This is a genomic window from Mesorhizobium sp. CU3, from assembly GCF_006442965.1.
Classification (GTDB): Bacteria; Pseudomonadota; Alphaproteobacteria; order Rhizobiales; family Rhizobiaceae; genus Mesorhizobium.
Genome location: NZ_VFWX01000004.1, coordinates 286948 through 307628, shown reverse-complemented (window position 1 = coordinate 307628; position 20681 = coordinate 286948). Strand labels below are relative to the sequence as shown.

Annotated in this window: 22 protein-coding genes; 13 read left to right on the top strand and 9 right to left on the bottom strand. The window is 64.3% G+C overall.

Translation table 11 applies throughout. From position 1 onward, the window contains the following. The first annotated feature begins 1 nt into the window (after nucleotide 1). Complete coding sequence (locus FJ988_RS09235) at nucleotides 2–1543, top strand: hypothetical protein (protein WP_140816689.1); 1542 nt, start codon at nucleotides 2–4, stop codon at nucleotides 1541–1543. 18 nt (nucleotides 1544–1561) lie between these two features. Here FJ988_RS09235 and FJ988_RS09230 read toward each other — a convergent pair whose 3' ends face one another. The 3 genes from FJ988_RS09230 to FJ988_RS09220 form a co-directional block, all read right to left on the bottom strand. Then, nucleotides 1562–2746: an MFS transporter gene (locus tag FJ988_RS09230; RefSeq protein ID WP_140816687.1), complete on the bottom strand. Its 1185-nt coding sequence runs from the start codon at nucleotides 2744–2746 to the stop codon at nucleotides 1562–1564. A gap of 100 nt (nucleotides 2747–2846) precedes the next feature. Beyond that, nucleotides 2847–3056: a DUF2061 domain-containing protein gene (locus FJ988_RS09225; RefSeq protein ID WP_140816685.1), complete on the bottom strand. Its 210-nt coding sequence runs from the start codon at nucleotides 3054–3056 to the stop codon at nucleotides 2847–2849. Between the two features lie 76 nt (nucleotides 3057–3132). Then, on the bottom strand, nucleotides 3133–4797 hold the full coding sequence (locus FJ988_RS09220; protein WP_140816683.1) for a Na/Pi cotransporter family protein: 1665 nt from the start codon (nucleotides 4795–4797) through the stop codon (nucleotides 3133–3135). 361 nt (nucleotides 4798–5158) lie between these two features. Here FJ988_RS09220 and FJ988_RS09215 point away from each other — a divergent pair, with 361 nt between their 5' ends. The 6 genes from FJ988_RS09215 to FJ988_RS09190 all read left to right on the top strand — a co-directional run bounded on the left by FJ988_RS09215 (nucleotide 5159) and on the right by FJ988_RS09190 (nucleotide 11750). Continuing rightward, nucleotides 5159–5527 carry an RcnB family protein gene (locus tag FJ988_RS09215; protein WP_140816681.1) on the top strand — a complete coding sequence of 123 codons (369 nt, stop codon included), beginning with the start codon at nucleotides 5159–5161 and terminating at the stop codon, nucleotides 5525–5527. Nucleotides 5528–5666: 139 nt separating this feature from the next. Next, nucleotides 5667–7607 (top strand): DNA primase, encoded by a 1941-nt coding sequence (dnaG, locus tag FJ988_RS09210; RefSeq protein ID WP_140816679.1) that lies wholly within the window; start codon nucleotides 5667–5669, stop codon nucleotides 7605–7607. A gap of 422 nt (nucleotides 7608–8029) precedes the next feature. Then, complete coding sequence (rpoD, locus tag FJ988_RS09205) at nucleotides 8030–10057, top strand: RNA polymerase sigma factor RpoD (RefSeq protein ID WP_140816677.1); 2028 nt, start codon at nucleotides 8030–8032, stop codon at nucleotides 10055–10057. 164 nt (nucleotides 10058–10221) lie between these two features. Beyond that, nucleotides 10222–10515: a GYD domain-containing protein gene (locus tag FJ988_RS09200; protein WP_140816675.1), complete on the top strand. Its 294-nt coding sequence runs from the start codon at nucleotides 10222–10224 to the stop codon at nucleotides 10513–10515. Between the two features lie 68 nt (nucleotides 10516–10583). Beyond that, nucleotides 10584–10964: a thiol-disulfide oxidoreductase DCC family protein gene (locus FJ988_RS09195; protein ID WP_246688489.1), complete on the top strand. Its 381-nt coding sequence runs from the start codon at nucleotides 10584–10586 to the stop codon at nucleotides 10962–10964. 126 nt (nucleotides 10965–11090) lie between these two features. Then, nucleotides 11091–11750 (top strand): PadR family transcriptional regulator, encoded by a 660-nt coding sequence (locus tag FJ988_RS09190; protein WP_181183474.1) that lies wholly within the window; start codon nucleotides 11091–11093, stop codon nucleotides 11748–11750. 83 nt (nucleotides 11751–11833) lie between these two features. Here FJ988_RS09190 and FJ988_RS09185 read toward each other — a convergent pair whose 3' ends face one another. Both FJ988_RS09185 and FJ988_RS09180 read right to left on the bottom strand, forming a co-directional pair. Beyond that, the gene (locus FJ988_RS09185; RefSeq protein ID WP_140816673.1) at nucleotides 11834–12094 is read right to left on the bottom strand and encodes a YiaA/YiaB family inner membrane protein; all 261 of its coding nucleotides are present in this window, start codon (nucleotides 12092–12094) and stop codon (nucleotides 11834–11836) included. Between the two features lie 64 nt (nucleotides 12095–12158). Continuing rightward, nucleotides 12159–12836: a PspA/IM30 family protein gene (locus FJ988_RS09180; RefSeq protein WP_140816671.1), complete on the bottom strand. Its 678-nt coding sequence runs from the start codon at nucleotides 12834–12836 to the stop codon at nucleotides 12159–12161. 175 nt (nucleotides 12837–13011) lie between these two features. Between FJ988_RS09180 and FJ988_RS09175 the strand changes: the two genes are divergently transcribed. Together FJ988_RS09175 and FJ988_RS09170 are read left to right on the top strand one after the other, a co-directional pair. Continuing rightward, entirely contained in the window at nucleotides 13012–13653 is a 642-nt protein-coding gene (locus FJ988_RS09175) for a TetR/AcrR family transcriptional regulator (RefSeq protein ID WP_140816669.1), read from the top strand. Between the two features lie 52 nt (nucleotides 13654–13705). Next, the gene (locus FJ988_RS09170; RefSeq protein ID WP_140816666.1) at nucleotides 13706–14002 is read left to right on the top strand and encodes an HlyU family transcriptional regulator; all 297 of its coding nucleotides are present in this window, start codon (nucleotides 13706–13708) and stop codon (nucleotides 14000–14002) included. Between the two features lie 50 nt (nucleotides 14003–14052). Here FJ988_RS09170 and FJ988_RS09165 read toward each other — a convergent pair whose 3' ends face one another. Further along, nucleotides 14053–14985 (bottom strand): 3-keto-5-aminohexanoate cleavage protein, encoded by a 933-nt coding sequence (locus tag FJ988_RS09165; protein ID WP_140816664.1) that lies wholly within the window; start codon nucleotides 14983–14985, stop codon nucleotides 14053–14055. 195 nt (nucleotides 14986–15180) lie between these two features. Continuing rightward, on the bottom strand, nucleotides 15181–15810 hold the full coding sequence (locus tag FJ988_RS09160; protein ID WP_140816662.1) for an FMN-dependent NADH-azoreductase: 630 nt from the start codon (nucleotides 15808–15810) through the stop codon (nucleotides 15181–15183). Between the two features lie 114 nt (nucleotides 15811–15924). Here FJ988_RS09160 and FJ988_RS09155 point away from each other — a divergent pair, with 114 nt between their 5' ends. After that, nucleotides 15925–16875 carry a LysR family transcriptional regulator gene (locus FJ988_RS09155; protein WP_140816660.1) on the top strand — a complete coding sequence of 317 codons (951 nt, stop codon included), beginning with the start codon at nucleotides 15925–15927 and terminating at the stop codon, nucleotides 16873–16875. Here FJ988_RS09155 and FJ988_RS09150 read toward each other — a convergent pair. Further along, nucleotides 16814–17434 carry a TetR/AcrR family transcriptional regulator gene (locus FJ988_RS09150; RefSeq protein WP_140816658.1) on the bottom strand — a complete coding sequence of 207 codons (621 nt, stop codon included), beginning with the start codon at nucleotides 17432–17434 and terminating at the stop codon, nucleotides 16814–16816. The genes FJ988_RS09155 and FJ988_RS09150 overlap by 62 nt on opposite strands. Nucleotides 17435–17500: 66 nt before the next feature. Here FJ988_RS09150 and FJ988_RS09145 point away from each other — a divergent pair, with 66 nt between their 5' ends. Continuing rightward, entirely contained in the window at nucleotides 17501–17923 is a 423-nt protein-coding gene (locus FJ988_RS09145) for a VOC family protein (protein ID WP_140816656.1), read from the top strand. A 5-nt stretch (nucleotides 17924–17928) separates the two neighbouring features. Here FJ988_RS09145 and FJ988_RS09140 read toward each other — a convergent pair whose 3' ends face one another. Next, the gene (locus tag FJ988_RS09140) at nucleotides 17929–18876 is read right to left on the bottom strand and encodes a S1C family serine protease (protein ID WP_140816655.1); all 948 of its coding nucleotides are present in this window, start codon (nucleotides 18874–18876) and stop codon (nucleotides 17929–17931) included. Nucleotides 18877–19046: 170 nt separating this feature from the next. Between FJ988_RS09140 and FJ988_RS09135 the strand changes: the two genes are divergently transcribed. Together FJ988_RS09135 and FJ988_RS09130 are read left to right on the top strand one after the other, a co-directional pair. Continuing rightward, nucleotides 19047–19922: a S1C family serine protease gene (locus FJ988_RS09135; protein WP_140816653.1), complete on the top strand. Its 876-nt coding sequence runs from the start codon at nucleotides 19047–19049 to the stop codon at nucleotides 19920–19922. An 8-nt stretch (nucleotides 19923–19930) separates the two neighbouring features. Continuing rightward, entirely contained in the window at nucleotides 19931–20572 is a 642-nt protein-coding gene (locus FJ988_RS09130) for a response regulator transcription factor (RefSeq protein ID WP_140816651.1), read from the top strand. The last annotated feature ends 109 nt before the right edge of the window (nucleotides 20573–20681 follow it).

Sequence of the window (20681 nt, the reverse complement as noted above, 5' to 3'; positions counted from 1 at the left end):
AATGAAACCTGGTGTTGTCCTAGGGTTAGCCACAGTCTGTCTTTCCAGCGTCGCCTCGGCTGCTCCGCCCGAAGAGCTTTATCCGCCCGCCGTAGCGCGCAGCATAAGGGAAGGGCAGACACTCGAAGCATTTCTGCAGTCGGTGATGTCGCCGTTCCGAATCGGTGCCGACCGCCAAGGCACGTTAACGCGCGAGATGGTTGACCGCGTCGCCAAGCAAGGTGACGCCGGCAACAAGGTCGCGATCTTGGCTCAGTTCATCAAGCTAGATCTCAATCAGGACGGGATGATCTCCAAAGCCGAGATAGAGGAGCTTCGTGCCCAGCCTGATGGAAATGTCGCCGTGCTGCTCTCCAAAGCCATGCTTTCAACGGACACCGATGGAGACGGAAATGTATCTCTACTCGAAGCCTATCGACATGCGCAGCCAAGTCAGCAGTCCGGTCGGCGAGGAAATCTCGCCGACTACCTCGCCTTGGGTGACGGCAGCAAGGTGACGGCCTCGCAGGTCTTGGACAAGGCAATGGCCGTGTTCCAGCAAATTGACAGCGACCGCAACACTGTCTTGTCTCGGGATGAAATAGCCAAAGTTGGCTCGCGCCTGCCGCCAGAGCTCGGGCGAACTGTTGTCTCCAATGCGCAGAGCCAAATCTCTTCATGCGAGGTCCCGCGCCCCTCCGCGAATGCCGAAACAGTACTTCTCGGCACCTATGAAGGGGACGCCATGGCCGATGTCCATGTAAACAACCCTGATGACGAAACGACCACGTCGTCCATCGTTGTCCAACCGGGGAGGACACCACTCTACATTGTGGTCACGAGCTATGAAGCTCAGATCTGGGATGTATCAGGAGCGGTTGAACGGGTTGAGAAACTCATTGTTGCAGCGCCCGTGGGTGGCGTGCGCTCCGGCGTTGTCGGTCTATCCAAGGATCGTGTTGCCCTCGCGACAAACGGAGGTCCTGGTTGCATGACCTATTTCTACAAATCCGGCACCGGCGAGACTGCCAATGCAAGGAGAGCATTCTTGGGCATGGTTGGCAGCGATGCGGATCATGTCAGCGGGATCTACAGCCTTTCAAGGGTTTCTGTGCCAGACATGACCTTTGAAGATCTGGCGCCCACCTCGGAGTCGCGCAAAGTCCCCGAGCAATTCGACGCCTCAAGCTGGCGGAGCGGGCTGCGTTTCACGCCGCGAGGGCTGGTTCGCTTCGATCCGGCCAGCGTCGTTTCGAGCGTGCCGGCCAAGCGCTACGAGGTGTTGCCGCAGGAGTTTGGTCTATCACAGCTGGTGCATAGCGGCCATATGGAGCAGCGGGGTTCGGGAACGTTCAGGATCGTGCGGTCGATCCCGCAATTCCCGGCGGGCCTGGCAGGCGCACATTCCGTGCAGTTTTCGCTCGCCAAAGGGGTGCCGATGCCGGCCGGCGATCCCGGTCACTCCTGCGTCGTGTCAGAGGAAAAGGATGAGGCCGTCGGCCCATCCGCAAGGGCATGCCTTATGATGCATCCGAAACTCGATCCGCAGGGCAAGTTCAAGTGAACCTGGCCACCTGACGCTCTACTCCGCTGCCGTCGGCAGCGGCGGCGCCGCTCGGCTGCGCCATTCGAAGGCCTGCGAGGCGACGGCCACCACGACCGCCACCAGCATGGCGAGCACGCCGGCAAGCGGCAAGCTGCGGTAGCCGAGGCCGGCATTGAGCATTGCCGCGCCGAGCGAGGCGGCGAGCGCGATGCCGACATTGAAGCCGGACGGGATCAGCGAGGATGCGAGGTTCGAGGCATCCGCGGTCCAGGTGAGGATGCGGGTCTGGACCGGCGCGCCGATGGCGAAGTTGAGGCCGCCCCAGAGGACGATCGCCGCGACCATCGGCACCGGGTAGGGGGCGACGGCATGGATGACGGCCAGCATCACCGCTTGCAGGCCAAGCAGGGTGATGAGCGACGGCATCAGCTTCCAGTCCGAGAGCTTGCCGCCGACGAAGACGCCGATCGTCGCGCCGACGCCGTTGAGCAGCAGCACCCAAGGGATCAGGCTTTCGTCGAGGCCGGTGACGTCGAGCAGCGTGGGCGTGATGTAGGTGAACAGCGTAAACTGGCCGATCATCAGCATCAGCATCAGGATGAGCGACGTCCAGACCTGCTGGCGGCTGAGCACGCGCACTTCGCGCGCAAGGCCAGCGGGGCGGTTGGCTGCACCTAGAGTGCGCGGCAACAGCAAAAGCATGGCGATGATGGCGACGATGCCCAGCGCACCCATCACCCAGAAGGTGGCGCGCCAGCCCCACAGGGCGCCGATGGCGGTGCCGGCCGGCACGCCGATGACGTTGGAGACCGTCAGGCCAGACAGGATGACCGCCACGGCGCGACCGCGCTGGTCCTCGCGCACCAGGCTGACGGCGACCACCATGGCGACGCCGAAGTAGCAGCCATGCGCGACGGCGGTCGCGACGCGCAGCAGAAGCATGGAGGCAAAGTCCGGCGCCAGTGCACAGGCCACCTGACCAAGGGTAAAAGCGATCGCAAGACCGAGCAGCAGCGTCTTTCGCGACACCTTGCTGGTGGCCAAAGCGAGCAGCGGGCCGCCGATGGCAATCCCGCAGGCATAGCCGGAGACGAGATAGCCGGCGGTCGGCACCGAAACGCCGAGGCCTTGCGCGACCTCGGGCAGCACGCCGGCGATGACGAATTCGGTGGTGCCGAAGGCGAAAGCGGCAAGGAAAAGGGCAATCAGCGGCAGCATGATTCAGATAAGCCTGAGGAATGCCTGCCTCAAACCACGGCTGGCGGCGATCGGCAATGCAGAAATTGTCGACGCCGATTTAGCTTTTCTTGAGCGTTGGGCCTTACGTGGCCGTCCGGCGCCCATAAGGGATCTTCAGCCAGGCACGCTCATGCAGATAATAGAGCAGCGACTTGGTGACGACTTCGGTAGCGCCGATCGCGGCCGCGAGCTTGATGCTGCCGGTCACCACCAGTGATATGATCATCGTGTCGATGGTGCCGGTGGCGCGCCAGGAAAGCGCCTTGGCAAAGCTGCGCGAATGCGTGTCCATCGATGGTCGTCCTCCCGAGATCCTCGATCGATCCTTAGCCGACGGAGGCGAGGACGGGCAAGATCATTGAACGGCGTCAGCTTGCCTTGAGCCGCGAGCCGCCGAGCAGGCCGCGTTCCTCAAGCACGGGATAGGCCATGGAAGCCAGCAGCGAGTTGATCTGCTTCAAGTCGCGGATCGTGTCGAGATGGATCGAACTGGTCTCGACGCTCTTGGCGGTGCCATCGCGCAAGCGCAGGAAATGGCTGGCGCTGGTTTCCTTCTCGCGCTCGCGCAACAGGTCCTTTTCCAGCACCAGCTGGCGGGCGGTTTCCGGATCGCGCGAGACCAGTACGTTGAAGGCAAGGCGCGCGTTGGCAAGCACCGAGGCGTGGAAGGCGCATAGCTCGCGCCAGCCTTCAGGCGTGAATTCCAAACCGCGATCCAGCTTCTTCTTCACATGCACCAGCATGTTTCGCACGATGATGTCGCCGACCTGCTCGAGCTTGACGCAGGCGCCGATCAACTCCTGGCAGCGTAGCGCTTCGTCCTCCGTCAGCGGGTTGCGCGTGATCTTGGCGAGGTAGAGCTTTATCGCAGCGTGCTTTTGGTCGACGCGGTCGTCCAGCGCGGCCAGCGCCTTGATCTTGGCGGGGTCGGCATCTTCGTAGAGCTCGATGATGCGCTTCAGCATGATCTCGACGATCTCGCAGACCCGCACCACCTCGCGCGTGGCGTTCGCGAGAGCCTGGCTCGGCGTGTCGAGGGCGCTGTCGTTGAGTGCCGACAACTCCACCACTTCCAGCGCGGCGGCAGGCGCGGGTTTGGCGCCCAGCGCCACGATCTTTTCGGAAGCGCGGTAGACGAGGCCGGCGAGCGGCAGGCCGGCGAGCAGGATCAGCACGTTGAACAGGATGTGAGCGTTGACGATCTGCGACGGCGCCGTCGCGCCGAGGAATGCGACATCCGGCTTCAGCGTCATTACCAGGATCAGCATGATCAGCGAGCCGAGCCCGCGCATCAACAGATTGCCGATCGGCACGATGCGGACCTCGGGGGGCGCCGAGCGCGTCAGCATCGGCGCGATGAGCGAGGAGCCGAGATTGACGCCAAGTACCAGCACGACGCCTAACTCAGGCGTGATCAGCCCGCGGCCGGCCAGCGTCGCCATCAGGAGCACGGCGGCGATGCTGGACTGGAACAGCCACGTCACCAGCGCCGCCAAGAGATAGGTGGTGATGGAATCGCCCGAAAAATAATTGATGATCAGCGGCATCAACTGGCTGTTGCGCAGCGGCTCCGATGCCTGGCCGATCATTTCGAGCGACAGGATCAGGAGGCCGACGCCGATCAGGATGCGGCCCAGCTGCCGCCAGTCGCGCCGTTCGGTCGCCATGAACATGACGGTGCCCGCGATCAGGCAGAGCGGCACCAGGAGCGTGAGATCGAAGGTGAGCAGCTTCACCACCAGCGCCGAGCCGATCTCGGCGCCGCGCACCGCCAATTGCCCGGCGGCGCCCGAGACGATGCCGGCGCCGGCGAAGGAGCCGACCAGCAGCGTGACGGCGGTGGAGCTCTGCAGCGCGATCGACAGCCCGCAGCCGGTGAGCACCGCCATTATGGGATTGCGCATGGTGGCGCGCAGCCTGTGGCGCAGCACGTCGCCATAGGCGCGCTCGACACCGGTCTTGACCATGCGGGTGGCAAACAGCATCAGCGCCACCGCGCCGGCAAGGTGCAGCAGGACGACGGAGCCGCTCATGGCCGGCCTCGCGGGGCGGCGCTTGCGGCATGCAGAGGGTGGCGAATCGTAGTCATTTCAAGCTGTGCGAATATACCCAATTACCATTAGCCGGATAATAGATTCTTCTGTCGCGATGATCGCCTGCGTTCGACGGCGCATGTCGGAAATGAATGGGCGATCCATTGGTTGCACCTCTGTCGACGCCTCACTCGGCCGGGCGAAGTCGTTGCCGGCCGACAGTCGTGGACGCGGCTTGAAAGTCTGTTGAGCGTGATAATGCAAGCTTCTGAAACCATTACAGAATTGTAATCTAGCGTTCAGTTTCAGTTCATCCGCCCGCGCTTATTCCTCAGCCTATCGACAACCAAGGAGTTTGACCATGAAGCGTCTCATATTGTCCGCCGTCACAGCCTCGATGCTCGCCGCTTCGGCCTTTTCGGGCCAGGCCGCGCCGCTCGCCCAGCCGAGCGCGCCGCAGTCGAGTTACACCCAGGTCGACTGGCAGAAGCCCGGCACGCATCGCGACGTGAAGAAGCGCGTCATCAAGAAGAAGGTGATGGTGAAGCGCAGCCATTGGCGCAACGGCCAGCGCTATTCCAACTGGAAGCGCCATCAGCCGGTGCGCGATTGGAACCGCTACGGCCTGCGCCGTCCGGGTCCCGGCCAGGAGTGGATCCGCGTCGGCAACGACTATGTGCTGGTCAGCATCCTTTCCGGCATCATCTTCGGCGCGATCGCCGCGCAGTAGTCCGGCGACAAAATCTCAAACCAAAAGAAGGCGGCTCACGGGCCGCCTTCTTTTTGCCCTGTGGAAACCGGGTACGGTCCGCATTGGGAGTCGTCGGATTTCGCCAGCGTGATTATATGGGAGACAAAAGAGTGTTCCGATGCGCTTTCCGCCCGCCTTTCTCGACGAGATACGCGACCGCGTACCGATTTCATCGGTCATCGGTCAGCGCGTCGCGTGGGACCGCAAGAAGACCAACACCTCGCGCGGCGACTATTGGGCCTGCTGCCCGTTCCATGGCGAGAAGAGCCCGTCCTTCCACTGCGAGGACAAGAAGGGCCGCTACCACTGTTTCGGCTGCTCTGTCTCCGGCGACCATTTCAAGTTCCTCACCGAACTCGAGGGATTAAGCTTTCCCGAAGCGGTCGAGAAGATCGCCGACATGGCCGGCGTGCCGATGCCGGTGCGCGACGAGCGGGAGGAGCGGCGCGAGAAAGAACGCGCCAGCCTGACCGATGTCATGGAAATGGCGACCGCCTTCTTCCAGGAGCGGCTGCAGGGGCCTGAAGGTGCCAAGGCTCGCGCGTATCTGAGGGAGCGTGGGCTGACCTCGGCGACGCAGCAGTCGTTCCGCTTGGGTTATGCGCCCGACAGCCGCAACGCGCTCAAGGAACATCTTGCGGCAAAAGGTGTGCCGAAAGCCGACATCGAGGCCTGCGGACTGGTGCGGCATGGCGACGACATCCCGGTCTCCTATGACTGGTTCCGCGACCGCATCATGTTCCCGATCCCGGATTCGCGTGGCAAGATCATTGCCTTCGGCGGCCGGGCGCTGGCGCCGGACGCTTTAGCCAAATACATGAACTCGCCCGACACCGAGCTCTTCCACAAGGGCAACGTGCTCTACAATTTCGCGCGCGCCCGCAAGGCGCTGGCCAAAGGCGGCACGGTGATCGCCGTCGAAGGCTATATGGACGTGATCGCGCTGGCGCAGGCCGGCTTCGAGAATGCCGTCGCGCCGCTCGGCACGGCGCTTACCGAAAACCAGCTCGAGCTTTTGTGGCGCATGGCGCCGGAGCCGGTGCTGTGTTTCGACGGCGACAAGGCCGGGCTGAAGGCGGCATGGCGGGCCGCCGATCTCGCGCTGCCGTCGGTGCAGGCAGGGCGCTCGGCGAGCTTCGCGCTGCTGCCCGAAGGCAAGGATCCCGACGATCTGGTCAAGGCCGATGGACCTGAGGCTTTCCGCGCCGTACTGGCGGACGCGCGGCCGCTGGTCGACCTGTTGTGGATGCGCGAGACGGCGGGCGGCGTCTTCGACACGCCGGAGCGGCGGGCGGAACTGGGAAAGACGCTGCGCGAGCTCGCCAGCCGCATCCGCGACGAAAGCACGCGCTATGAATACCAGCAGGAAATGCGCGAGCGGGTGCAGGGCTTCTTCGGTTCGCAACGTGGTCCGCGGCAGGGCCGTCAGGATGGCGGCCGGCCAGGCGAGCGGGGCAAGGCACCTGCGCCCGGCGGACAATTCGCCAAGGCCGGAAGCGGCCGCATCGCCATCACCGAAAGCCTCGGACAGTCGGCCCTGGTCAAGCGCGGCGGCGAGGGGATGTCGGTGCGCGAGGCAACGATCATCGTCGCGCTCGTCAACCATCCGCCGCTGATCGACGAGAATTTCGCCCATGTCGAATTCCTCGACCTGGCCAATTCCGATTTGAAGAAACTGCATGCCGCCATCCTCGACGCGATGGCGCATGACGCGGCCGACGAGCGTAGCGCGGTGATCGCCACCATCGAGCGGGCCGGCTGCGGCGTCATCTGGGAGCGCGCGGTGGAACTGATCAAGCGCGCGCGGCAATGGCCGGCGCTGGAAACCGCCGCGCTCGACGATGCCCGGGACGCCTTCAACCAGGCGCTGCACTTGCAGCGCAGCGCCCGCACATTACATAGGGAGCTGAAACAGGCGCAGGCGGCGCTCGATGCAGACCCTTCGGACGAAAACTTCCGGCATCTCGTCGAGATTCAAGCGCAATTCAACGATGTGCAGGCAACGGAAGCGCTGATCGAAGGGTTCGGCGTCTCCTCGGGCAGGGTTGGCCGCGTTTAGGGGCCGGATACCCAGCCATTGGAAGTGAAGTGGAAATGCGCAGCGCGTCGAATCGACGCCTCTAAGTCGGGTAATTGATTCGCTTTTTTCATGCGAATCATGCCAGAGGCGCTTGACCTTCTGGCAGATTGGCGGAATCAGGACGATTCGAAACGTTAACCGTGCCCCGACGTCGGCGGGAAATTTGAGCGATGTGAGGTACCGGTGACGGCTGGACAGGCAAAGCGCCTGCTCCAGATATCAGGGTTAATCTGGACTTAATGCATGTCGCCCAAAAGTGGAAACCGATTTTGGGGCAACGACACGCACAAAACGAAGAGATGATGCGGGGCCGGTAAAAGCGTTCTGGTGAGGATGCGTCCGGCATACCGGTCCGGCAGTTTACGCGGCTTCGATGTAGAGCCGCCAGGAGACGACAGAGAATGGCGACAAAGGAAAAGGAAGAGGTCGAGACCGAACGCGAAGGCGCCACCGATGGCCCGCTGCTCGACCTTTCCGACGATGCTGTCAAGAAGATGATCAAGGCCGCGAAGAAGCGCGGCTATGTCACGCTCGACGAGCTCAACGCGGTGCTGCCCTCGGAAGAGACCGATCCGGACCGCATCGAAGACATCAATGCGATGCTCAACGACATGGGCATCAATGTCGTCGAGGATGACGAGCAGGGCGAAGAGGCCGAGGCAGAGCCCGCCGGCGACAGCGAGGAAGACGCCAACGAGCTCGCCGAGCAGACCGGCACCGCCGTCGCCGCCACGACCACCAAGAAAGAGCCGACCGACCGTACCGACGACCCGGTGCGCATGTATCTGCGCGAGATGGGCTCGGTCGAGCTTCTGTCGCGCGAGGGCGAAATCGCGATTGCGAAGCGCATCGAGGCCGGCCGCGAGACGATGATCGCGGGCCTGTGCGAGAGCCCGCTGACCTTCCAGGCCATCATCATCTGGCGCGACGAGCTCAACGAATCGAAGATCCTGCTGCGCGAGATCATCGATCTCGAAGCGACCTATGCCGGCCCCGAGGCCAAGCAGGCGCCGGTCGTCGAGCGCATCGAGGAAGCGCCCAAGCCGGAAGAGAAGCCGCGCGGACGCGCCGCGCAGCGCGAGGAAGAAGACGACATCACCAATGTCGGCGGCGACACGCGCGGGCTCGAGGAAGAGGAAGACGACGAGGACGAGGCGAGCCTGTCGCTGGCGGCGATGGAAGCTGAACTCCGCCCCCAGGTGATGGAGACGCTCGACGTCATCGCCGACACCTATAAGAAGCTTCGCAAGCTGCAGGACCAGCAGGTCGAGAACCGTCTGGCCGCGGCCGGCACGCTGTCGCCCAGCCAGGACCGCCGGCTGAAGGAGCTGAAGGACCAGCTGATCAAGGCGGTGAAGTCGCTGTCGCTCAACGCCGCGCGCATCGAGGCGCTGGTCGAGCAGCTCTACGACATCAACAAGCGCCTGGTGCAGAACGAAGGTAAGCTGCTTCGGCTCGCCGAAAGCTATGGCGTTCGTCGCGAGGAATTCCTCAAAGAATACCAGGGCTCGGAGCTCGATCCGAACTGGATGCGCTCGATCGCCAACCTGACCTCGCGCGGCTGGAAGGAATTCACCAAGAACGAGAAGGACACGATCAAGGAACTGCGCGCCGAGATCCAGAACCTCGCCACCGAGACGGCGATCTCGATCCTGGAATTCCGCAAGATCGTCAACCAGGTGCAGAAGGGCGAGCGCGAGGCCGCGATCGCCAAGAAGGAAATGGTCGAGGCGAATTTGCGCCTGGTCATCTCCATCGCCAAGAAATACACAAACCGCGGCCTGCAGTTCCTGGATCTGATCCAGGAAGGCAATATCGGCCTGATGAAGGCGGTCGACAAATTCGAATACCGCCGCGGCTACAAGTTCTCGACCTACGCAACATGGTGGATCCGGCAGGCCATCACCCGCTCGATCGCCGACCAGGCGCGCACCATCCGCATCCCGGTGCACATGATCGAGACGATCAACAAGATCGTGCGCACGTCGCGCCAGATGCTGCACGAGATCGGCCGCGAGCCGACGCCGGAGGAACTGGCCGAAAAGCTCGCCATGCCGCTCGAAAAAGTGCGCAAGGTCTTGAAGATCGCCAAGGAACCGATCTCGCTCGAAACCCCGGTGGGCGACGAGGAGGATTCGCATCTGGGCGACTTCATCGAGGACAAGATGGCGATCCTGCCGATCGACGCGGCGATCCAGGCCAATCTGCGCGAGACGACGACGCGGGTGCTTGCCTCGCTGACGCCGCGCGAAGAGCGCGTGCTGCGCATGCGCTTCGGCATCGGCATGAACACCGACCACACGCTGGAAGAAGTCGGCCAGCAGTTCTCGGTGACGCGCGAGCGCATCCGCCAGATCGAGGCCAAGGCGCTGCGCAAGCTCAAGCATCCGAGCAGGTCGCGCAAGCTGAGAAGCTTTTTGGACAGCTGAGCGGAAACGCAATCATTGGAAGTCGAGAGGGCGCTTCGGCGCCCTTTTTCGTTTCCGCCCGCGCTTGCCGGGAGAGGCAGGCAGTAGGATACTCGCTCGTCGAATGCATTTCCGGACGGTTGGCCGGATGCCCTGGCCACCTTGCTCCGATGGGAGGTAATGCCATGACGACTTACATCTTGCTCCTCAACTGGACCGAGCAGGGCGCCAGGAATGTTCGAGAGTCGCCGAAGCGTCTCGACGCAGCCAAGAAGCAGCTCGCTGACATGGGCGGGTCGTTCAAGGCGTTCTATCTGACCATGGGCGAGTGCGACATGGTGGCGGTTGTCGAGGCGCCCGACGACGCTGTGCTGGCGCGCTTTGCGCTCATGCTGTCCTCCGGCGGCAGCGTCAAGACGCGCACGTTGAAGGCTTTTCCGGAATTTGCCTATCGCGAGATCATCAGCTCGCTCGGATGAAGCGCTGAAAGCGCCGCGGGCTTTGCGTCACATTGCGGCGCCGCATTCGGTCGCCGATAGTGATGACCATGCCCAAGCCGCTGCTGACCGTCTGGTACAACACGCGCTGCCCGGTCTGCGATGTCGGCATCAACCGGCAGAAGCGGCGGCTGATCGAAGCGGTCAAGGCCGGCCGCATCGAATTCCGCGACATCAATTTCGAACCTGACGCGCTTGCCGCTTTCGGCGCTTCGCTGGAACACATCCGCCGCCGCCTGCATGCCACCGATGCCACAGGCCGGCTGCTGGTCGGCGCCGATGTCGCGGTCGCGGTCTGGCGGCTGACGCCGGGCGAGGGCTGGCTGGCGACGCTGTTCGGCAACCCGATCTCGCTGCCTTTGACGCGCTTTGCCTATGATCGCTTCGCCGATCTCCTCTACGCCTGGAACCGGCGCAAGGGGCATTGGTAACCTGACCTTCGAGGCAGGGCACGGGCTCCTTGGCATCATCCGCGATACATCGTAAGATATATCTTGACTCTCGATGCGGCCGAGCTTACGTAAGATATATCGTTAGATATAACTATGGAGCAAATCATGCACGGCAGACACAATCATTTCGGCGAGCGCATGTTCATGCATATGGCCGGCAAATTCGGTGGCAGAGGGGGCGGCGGCTTCGGGCCGTTCGGCCATGGCGGCAGGGGCGGTGGACGCGGCGGCCCGGGCGACATGTTCCGCGCCGGCCGCATGCTGGCCGACGGCGATCTCAAGCTGATCACGCTGTCACTTTTGGCCGATGCTCCGCGCCACGGCTACGACATCATCAAGGCGTTGGAAGAGCGCACCAGCGGCGTCTACAGCCCGAGCCCGGGCGTGGTCTATCCGACACTGACCTTCCTGGAGGAGGCGGGCTACGCCGTGTCGTCCAGCGAAGGCAACAAGAAGGTGTTTTCCATCACCGACGCCGGCAAGGCGCATCTGGAGGAAAACCGCGAGATGATCGACAGCGTGCTCGACCATCTCGAGCGTTTCGGCCGCAAGATGGCGGCGGCGCGCGAATGGTTCGGCTGGGGCGACGACAAGGACGAGGGGCGCCGCGGCCGCTCGGAAAAGCGCGACCAGTTCCGCGGACTACGTCATCGGCTGCGCGCCGCGCTCGGCGACATCGCCGACGCGCCGGAGGACAAGCAGGCCGAGGCGATCAGCATCCTGGAAGACGCCGCCGAGGCGATCGAGGCGCTGGCTCGCCGCTGACGCCTTCTGCAGACCTTCAGAGCAACGAAATGAGCCCGGAGCGATCCGGGCTTGTTTCGTTCGGTTGGAATCGGGAAGGGCGGTCAATCCTTGCCGACATACTCGCTGATCAGCTTCTCGTTGCGTGCCTTCTCGATCTTGGCGGTGGTTTCGGCAGAGATGCGCTCGTCGGTGCGGTACTTGACCAGGTTCACCAGGCTGCCGGTGAGCAGCAGCACGCCCATCGCCCAGTAGCCCTTGGTGGAGAGGTCGACCGGGGCCAGCCACAGCGACAGGCCGAGCATGAAGTAGGCGGCGCCGACGGAGATCGTATTGAAGAGGATGTAGGTCTGATTGCCGTTCATCGTGTTGCTCCTTGGATTTTGATCTGTTTCGGGGATTTGGTCTGTTTTCGAAAAATTGCGGGGTTCAGTTCAGGGATTTCAGCCGCGCGAGGACATCCTCGGCGCGGACCTTCGTGGCCGGTCCATGGCCTGCCTCGGCGAGGCGGTCGCGGATCGCTTCATGGCGCAGCTCTCCGTCGATCTCGTCGAGAATGCCGGATTCCTCGAACGGGTCCGGGCTCGCCTTGATGCGGGCAAGCAGATCTTCCGCCTCGTTGATGCTGGCGGTGCGGCCGATCGAACGGTTGAGGCGTGACTGCGCCTTGCGTTCGGCGTCGATCGCCCGCGCCGAAATCATGCCCTGGTTGAGATCGACGATGCGGCGATGCGCCTGCTCGACGGAGAGCCGCATGCGCAGCGTCTTTTCGCCGAGGCTCTTCACCGTGGCGCGGCGGACCTCGCGTTCGTTCTCGAGCTCGGCGATTGCCGCGGCACCGCCGTCGGCCAGCGTCTGGTTGTTGCCCGAAAGCGCGCTCAGCGTACGCGTTTCCAGGTCGGCGATGCGGCGGTCGAGCTGGTCGAGGCTCGATTGCTCGGCGCGCTGGCGCACGATCAGCGAGGCGAGCGTCTGCTTGGCGGCGGCAAGGCTCGCCTCCGCGTCGCGGATGCGTTGCGCCAGAAGGTCGATGGCGAAGCGGTCCTTCAGATTGTCCTCGGCCCGGGCGCTGGCGCCGTCCAGCAATGTCTTGATCAGGCTAAGCATTTGTCTTCTCCCTGTTGATGTGAACGTTGTTCACGAGATCAACATAACAGGAAATGAACATTGTTCAAGCGGTATTTTGAACGCTGTTCACAGAGCGTCAGGCATGGTAAACGCAAGCGAATGGAGATGAATTGCGGCCGGTCACGCGGGCGCTGCCAGATCGACGGGAAAGAGCATGGCGCTGGACAAGGAAGAGATGAGCGAGAAGGTCCTCGCCATTGCGGAAGTGCTGCTCAACGAGGGTGGCGCCGGAAACCTGAAAGCGCGCACCATCGCCGAGCAGGCCGGCATCTCGGTCGGATCGGTCTATAACCTCTTTGCCGATCTCGACGAGGTGCATCGCGCCGTCAACATGCGGCTGCTCGACCGGCTCGGCGCGACCGGCCTCGCGGCGATGGCCGATCTCGAAAGGCAAGGGGTGACCGACGTCCAGCATCGCATCCTGGCGATGGCGGCGGCCTATGTGCAGTTCGTCGAGGCGCATCCGGGCAGCTGGCCGGCGGTGCTTGCCTTCAACCGCCGCCGCGCGACGCGGCCGGGCCCCGATGCCTATGACGCGTTGCTCGACGCATTGTTCGACATCGTCGCCGGTGTGCTCAAGGCCGGCGACTTCGGCCTCGACGACAAGCGCCGTGCGCTTGCCGCCCGCACCTTGTGGTCAAGCGTGCATGGCATCGTGACCAGCGGCTATGTGGCGAATTCGGACAGCCGCCAGGCCGAAGAGATCTGGCAGCAGGTCGAGCTTCTGGTCGGCGTCTTCGTCAAGGGACTGGAACACGGCGGCGCATTCGCGCATGCTGAGACAAAGTCTGCGTGAGCAGGGGATGCCGTGATTCCACCGGCGCCCGCGTGAATAGGAGTTTTGAAGAATGTCTTTTCTGAAGAAGCTTTTCGGCGGTGGCGGCAGCAGCGAGGCGACGGAGGCCGGCGCTGCCAAGCCGGCCAAGCAGGTTGAGCACAAGGGCTTCCTGATCAGCGCCACGCCCTACAAGGCCGAGGGCCAGTACCAGACCTGCGGCGTCGTCTCCAAGGAAGTGGACGGCGTGATGAAGGAGCACCGCTTTATCCGCGCCGATCGTTTCGCCGGCCTCGACGATGCCGTCGACATCTCGATCAAGAAAGGCATTCAGCTCGTCGACGAGCAGGGCGAGCGGATGTTCGGCTAGCTGCCGCGTGGCGGCTTCCGATCAAGCCGGCTCTACGCTCTCTATCCCGATCAGAACGAGACCTTGTCGCCGCCCTTGAGCTGCAGGATCTGGCGCGCCTCGTCGGGTGTGGCGATGGAGGCGCCGAGGCCTTCGATGATCTGGCGCACCCTGGTCACCTGTTCGGCGCTGGAGCGGGCAAGCTGGCCCTTGCCGATCCACAGCGAATCCTCCAGGCCGACCCGCACATTGCCGCCGAGCGCGATCGCCTGCGTGGCGATCGGCAACTGGTGGCGGCCGGCGCCCAGCACCGACCAGTGATAGTCGATGCCGAACAGCCGGTCGGCGGTGCGCTTCATATGGGCGACGTCTTCTGGATGCGTGCCGATGCCGCCGAGGATGCCGAACACGCTCTGGACGAAGAACGGCGCCTTCACCAGGCCGCGCTCGACGAAATGCGCCAGCGTGTAGAGATGGCCGATGTCGTAGCACTCGATCTCGAAGCGCGTGCCGTTGTCGGCGCAAGTGCGCAAGATGTGCTCGATATCGCCGAATGTGTTGCGGAAGATGCGGTCGCGCGAGGATTCGAGATAGGGTCTTTCCCAGTCATGCTCGAAGGTCTTGAAGCGCTCCAGCATCGGGAACAGGGCGAAGTTCATTGAGCCCATATTGAGCGAGGCGACCTCGGGCGCGAACACCTTGGCCGGTCTGACGCGTTCTTCCACGCTCATCGTCGCGGCACCGCCGGTGGTGATGTTGATCACGCAGTTGGAGCGCTGCTTGATGACCTGCAGGAAAGGCGCGAAGGCCTCGGTCGACTGGTCGGGGCGGCCGTCGACCGGATTGCGGGCGTGAAGATGGACGATCGCGGCGCCTGCCTCGGCCGCCTCGATGGCCGCGGTGGCGATCTCTTCCGCCGTCACCGGCAGATGCGGTGACATCGAAGGGGTGTGGATCGAGCCGGTTACGGCGCAGGTGATGATGATCTTGTTCTGGTTCGCCACTGATGCCTCGACCTTTTTCCGCAATTTGACCGCCCACTTAATGTCAGTTTCGTCAAATTGCCGGCGCCGGTCAGCACCAGGGGGAAGAAAAAGTCATTCCAGACCGGCATCGCGTTTTCCGGATCTCCGCGTAGCCGAACATGCAAAAAGGCGGGCGCCGGCCGGCACCCGCCCTTTTTCAATTTCGAACCGAACTTACGCGGCGATTGCCGCTTGGTTGGCGGCGATCGCGTCGACCTTGGCGGTCGCCTTCGCAAGCGCAGCGGTGATGGCGTCAGCGCCCATGCCGACACCCTCGACGCGGATGACTTCGACATCGGTCATGCCGAGGAAGCCGAGCACGCTGCGCAGGTAAGGTACGGCGTGGTCCATCTGGACCGCGGCGCCTTCCGAATAGATGCCGCCGGAAGCGAGCACGATATAGACCTTCTTGCCGTTGACGAGGCCCTTCGGGCCGCCTTCGCCATAGGAGAAGGTCTTGCCGGAACGGGCGACATGGTCGACCCAGGACTTCAGCGTCGAGGAGATGTTGAAGTTGATGAAGCCGGTGGCCAGGATGATCGTGTCGGCGGCGAAGACCTCGTCGAGCACGGCATCCGAAACGCCGACGACCTCGGCCTGACGCGGGGTGCGGGCCTCGGCCGGTGTGTAGATGCCGGTCGAATAGTCGGGATCGATATGCGGCAGCGGGTTGGCGACCAGATCGCGCACGACGAGCGTGTTCGACGGATCGGCGGCAACCAGCTTGCGGGCAAGATCGGTGGCGACGCTGGTCGAGTGGGAAGCGGCGCCGCGCGGGCTGGAGGTTACGAGAAGAATAGACATAGCGGTGTCCCCTTGGGGTTGGATTGAATTGTCCCGCCAGATATGGGGGCATCGCTCTATCCAGAAAACTGGTATAATCTATATACAATCCATCAACAAAGCGGATAACACTCCATGCAGCCCAACCCGACCCTCGACCAGCTTCAGATCCTGGTGGCGGTCGCCGACACTGGCAGCTTCTCGGCCGCCGGCCGCAAGCTGAACCGGGCGCAGTCGGTGGTGAGTTACGGCATCGCCAATCTGGAGGCGCAGCTCGGCTTGAAGCTGTTCGAGCGCGAAGGGGTGCGCGAGCCGCAGCTCACCGATGTCGGCAAGGCGGTGCTGGAAGACGCGCGGCGCATGGTCAGCGTGCTGCAGCATATGCGCGCGCGGGTCGACGGCCATCATCAGGGGCTGGAGGCCGAGGTCGCGCTGTCTGTCGATGCGTCGCTGCCTTCGCAGGTGCTGGTCAGGGTGCTGAAGGCATTCGAGGCACAGTTTCCGACGGTGATGCTGCGCCTGCATATCGGCACCCTCGGCATCATCCCCGACCATGTCGTCAGCGGCCAGGCCGATCTCGGCATCGGCGGCCTGCTGGGCGAGGTCGACGTGCATCTCGAGCGCATCGGCTTCATGTCGATCGTGCTGGCCGCGGCGCCCGGCCATCCGCTGGCGCTGCTGCCGAAGCCGGTGGCGATCGAAGACGCGCGCGAGCACACGCAGCTTGTCGTCACCGACCAGTCCGAACGCACCAAGGGCCGCGACTTCGGCGTCTTTGCATACCGCACCTGGCGGCTGACGGATGTGCGCACCAAGCATGCGCTGATGCGAGAGGGGCTGGGCTGGGGCGGGCTGCCGCGCTGGCTGATCGCCGACGATCTGGCGAGCGGCAGGCTGGTGGAAATCGACCTCGAGGTTTTCCGGGAGGTGCGCTCGCCGCTCTTTGCCATGCATCGCACCGATAGCAGCCCGAAGCCGGCGGCCGCCTGGCTGATCGATCAGTTCAAGCGCCAGCTCGGCTGTTTCAACGAGTTCGAGCCAGGTCCGGCGCTGGAGGAGGAGCCAACCCGTCGATCAACGCCATAAGAACGGCGCGGTAATCCTCGGGCGGGTTGCCGGCCTCGATAGCCAAGGCTGCCCGGTCGAAGGCGGCGGCCAGCAGCGCGGTCAGCGCCTCGACCGGAAGCCGCGATATCGACTGCGCGCGCATGGCCGCGACGAGGCCTTCGCGCAGCGAGCGGTTGCCGTGGCGATCGTCGATGGCGTCCATGCCGGCGCGGCCCAGCACGGCCGGTCCGTCGATCAGCAGAAGCCGGGTTCGGCCGGGCGCTTGCATCGCCGCCAGATAGGCGTCCGAGCCGGCGATCAAGGCATCGCGGGCGGAGAGGGAAGGCGGCGAGGCGTCATCGACCTCGGCCGCCACGGCGGCAGCCTCCTGCTCGACCACCGCGGCGAACAGCGCCTGCTTGTCGGCAAAATGATGATAGAGCGCGCCGCGCGTCACGCCGGCTGCGGCGACGATCTCGGGCGTGCCGGTCTCGACATAGGTTTTTTCGGTGAAGAGTTTGCGCGCCGCGCCGATCAGATCGGCGCGCGTCGCCTCGGTGCGGTCGCGGTTGGAGCGGCGTCCGGATTCCTGTTGCATACATACAGCCTGTATGTTATTTGCATTTACGTACAGATTGTATGTTATGTTAGAGGAGAAGGAAAGATGAAGACAACGAGCTACTACCCGGTGCTTATGACCGACGATGTCGCAGCCACGGCGGCATTCTATGTCGAGCATTTCCGTTTCAAGCCGCTGTTCAACAGCGACTGGTATGTGCACCTGCAGTCGACCGAGGACAAACGCGTCAATCTCGGCATCGTGCATGGCGACCACGAAACGATCCCGCAGGAGGGGCGCGGCCGCACAACCGGACTGCTGATCAATTTCGAAGTGCGCGATCCCGACGCCGTCTATGAGCGCGTCGTCGCCGCCGGCCTGCCGATCCTGCGCTCGCTGCGCGACGAGCCGTTCGGCCAGCGCCATTTCATCACCAAGGATCCCAATGGCGTGCTGATCGACGTGATCAAGCCGATCCCGCTCAGCCCGGAATTCCAGGCGCAGTTCGTCGAGGCCGGGGCGGCCTGACGCGTTCAGCTCGCCCGTGCCACCGGCGTCACCGCCATCTGGCTGACGCCGGTGCGCCGCACCACGGTGCAGAGCGTCTCGCGGCCGATGCGCTCGGCATCGAGCATGCGCACGAGATCGTCGACGCCGGTGACCGGACGGCCGTCTATGGCCGCGATGATGTCGCCTTCCTTCAGGCCGGCCTTGGCGGCCGGGCTGTTCTTCTCGACGCTGCGCAGGCGCACCGCCGTGCTGGTCGAGACCTGCGACAGGAGCGCTGCCCGGCGCGGCAGATTGGTCGTGTCGGCCGAGACGCCGATGAAGGCGCGCCGCACGCGGCCGAAGCGGATGATCTCGGAGATGACGAAATTGGCGGTGTTTGAAGCAACTGCGAAAGCGATACCTTGCGCGCCGTGGATCATGGCGGTGTTGACGCCGATCACCTCGCCCGCCGACGACACCAGCGGGCCGCCGGAATTGCCGGGGTTTAGCGCGGCGTCGGTCTGGATGACGTCGTCGATCAGCCGCCCGGTCGAGGCGCGCATCGAGCGGCCGAGCGCCGAGACGACGCCAGCGGTTACCGTCCATTCGAAGCCGAGCGGATTGCCGATGGCGATGGCGATCTGGCCACGGCGCAGCCGCTTGGAATCGCCGAGCGGCGCGACATCGGCGAAACTGCCGTCGGCGCGCACCAGCGCGATATCGGTGTCGGGATCGCGGCCAAGCACATGGCCTTCATGCGCGGCGCCGTCCGGCATGGTGACGCGCACGGCGCGCGCGTCGCCGACGACATGGAAGTTGGTGACCACCAGCCCGTCCTGCGCAATGACGAAGCCCGAGCCATGGCCGCCGGCGCCGACGCGCTCGATGCGGCAAACGGCCGGTCCGATGCGGTCGACGGCGTCGGCGACGGTCGAGGAATAGGCGTCGAGCAACGTGTCGTCGGATTGGAGTTTTTCGGCGGCGAAGGCCATGGGCATGTTCCCGTGTAATCTTGCAAAATCGATAACTATATGTGCGAAGCGGCCCTCACAGCCGCGACCTGACCATGTGGCCAGTCCGGCCGCCGACTAGCCGTCAGGCGAGTACCGGCGGCGACGGCATGGAGCGATATCTGGGTCACCGAACCCAGGAGATTTTTGACATGAGCGACTTCAACCTCAGCGCCTTCTCCGAAGCGATCGCCGATGTCGCGGCCGCGGCCGCGCCGGCGGTGGCGAGCTTTGCGACGCACCACCACCGCACCGCCAGCGCGTTCCACTGGCGCGACGGCTTCTTCGTCACCGCCGAGGAAGCAGTCGAGGCCGGCGAAGAGATCGAGCTGACGCTTGCCTCCGGCGAGACCGTCAAGGCCGAGCTCGTCGGCCGCGATCCTTCGACTGGCGTCGCCCTGCTGAAGCCGGCTTCGGCGCCCGCCGGCCTGCCTCTACTCGCTCAGGCCGGCGCCGTGCGGCCCGGCAATCTGGCGATCGCCGCCGGCAACAGCGATGGCGCCGCCCTTGCCGTGTTCGGCAGCGTCGGCGAGGTCGGACCGGCCTGGCGCTCGATGCGCGGCGGCACGATCGACCGGCGCATTAATCTCGCCATCAACACCGGCGGCCGCTTCGAGGGCGGTCCGGTGCTCGACGCCAAGGGCGGGCTGATCGGCATGCTGTTGTTCGGGCCGCGCCGGCGCGCGCTGATCATGCCTTATGAGACGATCGAGCGTGCCGTGGCGACGCTGCGCGAGAAGGGCCATGTCGCGCGCGGCTATCTCGGCGCCGGGCTGCACCCGATCCGCAACGGCGACACGCATGGCGCCATGGTGATGAGCCTCGACGACAACGGCCCGGCCAAGGCGGCCGGCCTGCATGTCGGCGACATCATCGCCACCTGGAACGGCGAGGCGGTGCATGGTCCGCGCGAACTGATACGCAAGCTTGGGCCGGACAGCGCCGGCACGACCGTCACGCTCGGTGTTTCCAGCGGCGGCGCTCAGCGCGATGTCTCGATCACCATCGGCGAAAAGCCGCTGAGTTGAGGGAGCCGATGGCGAACGCGGCAGCACAGACGATCGCGAGACCAGAGCCGGCAAGCCACCGGCTGACGGTGCTGGTCGCGCTGGGCGATGCCCAGCGTGCCGAGCAACTGGCCGACCAGCTCGCCGCCAGCGACGATCTGCTGCCGATCATGGCCGGAAGCGGCGGCGTCCAGGGCGCCGACGTCGCGGTGATCGACGAGGCGGCTTTGGGCGGCGGCGTTGCAGGTCCGTCCACGCCGCTCGTCCTGCTTTCTCGGCGGGGCGGCGAAGCGCCCTCGGCAAATGTCCTAGCCGTCCTGCCACCGTCCGCCGACGGCCAATTGATCGCCGCGGCGGTGCGGCTGGCAGCGTCAGGCTACCGCGTCAGCAGGGCAGGGCTTTCTGCGGTCGCGCATGGCGATTTCCACGGCGAGCCGTCCGACGAGGACGCCGCGGACGACAGTGCTGTCCGGCCGACCCTGTCGCCACGCGAAGCGGAGGTGCTGGCGCTGCTGGCGGAAGGCGCGCCGAACAAGGTGATCGCGCGGCGGCTCAACATCTCGGTGCACACGGCGAAATTCCACGTCGCCGCGATCCTGATCAAGCTCGGCGCGTCCAACCGTACCGATGCCATTGCGATCGCCATGCGGCAGGGGTTGGTGCTGGTTTAGGATCACCTGAGACTCGGGCGATGCCGGCTTGTGAATGCCGCTTCCTGTACGTAACTACTTTGGCTGCTTTCGGCTCTTGCGCCAGGCGTGTCGCCCGCGCAAGTTGCCT

What these genes read in the sequence shown, in the direction of transcription:
- FJ988_RS09235 (WP_140816689.1), top strand. Translation starts at nt 2, where the DNA reads ATGAAACCTGGTGTTGTCCTAGGGTTAGCCACAGTCTGTCTTTCCAGC.
- FJ988_RS09225 (WP_140816685.1), bottom strand. Translation starts at nt 3,056, where the DNA reads ATGGACACGCATTCGCGCAGCTTTGCCAAGGCGCTTTCCTGGCGCGCC.
- FJ988_RS09220 (WP_140816683.1), bottom strand. Translation starts at nt 4,797, where the DNA reads ATGAGCGGCTCCGTCGTCCTGCTGCACCTTGCCGGCGCGGTGGCGCTG.
- FJ988_RS09215 (WP_140816681.1), top strand. Translation starts at nt 5,159, where the DNA reads ATGAAGCGTCTCATATTGTCCGCCGTCACAGCCTCGATGCTCGCCGCT.
- dnaG (WP_140816679.1), top strand. Translation starts at nt 5,667, where the DNA reads ATGCGCTTTCCGCCCGCCTTTCTCGACGAGATACGCGACCGCGTACCG.
- rpoD (WP_140816677.1), top strand. Translation starts at nt 8,030, where the DNA reads ATGGCGACAAAGGAAAAGGAAGAGGTCGAGACCGAACGCGAAGGCGCC.
- FJ988_RS09200 (WP_140816675.1), top strand. Translation starts at nt 10,222, where the DNA reads ATGACGACTTACATCTTGCTCCTCAACTGGACCGAGCAGGGCGCCAGG.
- FJ988_RS09195 (WP_246688489.1), top strand. Translation starts at nt 10,584, where the DNA reads ATGCCCAAGCCGCTGCTGACCGTCTGGTACAACACGCGCTGCCCGGTC.
- FJ988_RS09190 (WP_181183474.1), top strand. Translation starts at nt 11,091, where the DNA reads ATGCACGGCAGACACAATCATTTCGGCGAGCGCATGTTCATGCATATG.
- FJ988_RS09185 (WP_140816673.1), bottom strand. Translation starts at nt 12,094, where the DNA reads ATGAACGGCAATCAGACCTACATCCTCTTCAATACGATCTCCGTCGGC.
- FJ988_RS09180 (WP_140816671.1), bottom strand. Translation starts at nt 12,836, where the DNA reads ATGCTTAGCCTGATCAAGACATTGCTGGACGGCGCCAGCGCCCGGGCC.
- FJ988_RS09175 (WP_140816669.1), top strand. Translation starts at nt 13,012, where the DNA reads ATGGCGCTGGACAAGGAAGAGATGAGCGAGAAGGTCCTCGCCATTGCG.
- FJ988_RS09170 (WP_140816666.1), top strand. Translation starts at nt 13,706, where the DNA reads ATGTCTTTTCTGAAGAAGCTTTTCGGCGGTGGCGGCAGCAGCGAGGCG.
- FJ988_RS09160 (WP_140816662.1), bottom strand. Translation starts at nt 15,810, where the DNA reads ATGTCTATTCTTCTCGTAACCTCCAGCCCGCGCGGCGCCGCTTCCCAC.
- FJ988_RS09155 (WP_140816660.1), top strand. Translation starts at nt 15,925, where the DNA reads ATGCAGCCCAACCCGACCCTCGACCAGCTTCAGATCCTGGTGGCGGTC.
- FJ988_RS09150 (WP_140816658.1), bottom strand. Translation starts at nt 17,434, where the DNA reads ATGCAACAGGAATCCGGACGCCGCTCCAACCGCGACCGCACCGAGGCG.
- FJ988_RS09145 (WP_140816656.1), top strand. Translation starts at nt 17,501, where the DNA reads ATGAAGACAACGAGCTACTACCCGGTGCTTATGACCGACGATGTCGCA.
- FJ988_RS09140 (WP_140816655.1), bottom strand. Translation starts at nt 18,876, where the DNA reads ATGGCCTTCGCCGCCGAAAAACTCCAATCCGACGACACGTTGCTCGAC.
- FJ988_RS09135 (WP_140816653.1), top strand. Translation starts at nt 19,047, where the DNA reads ATGAGCGACTTCAACCTCAGCGCCTTCTCCGAAGCGATCGCCGATGTC.
- FJ988_RS09130 (WP_140816651.1), top strand. Translation starts at nt 19,931, where the DNA reads ATGGCGAACGCGGCAGCACAGACGATCGCGAGACCAGAGCCGGCAAGC.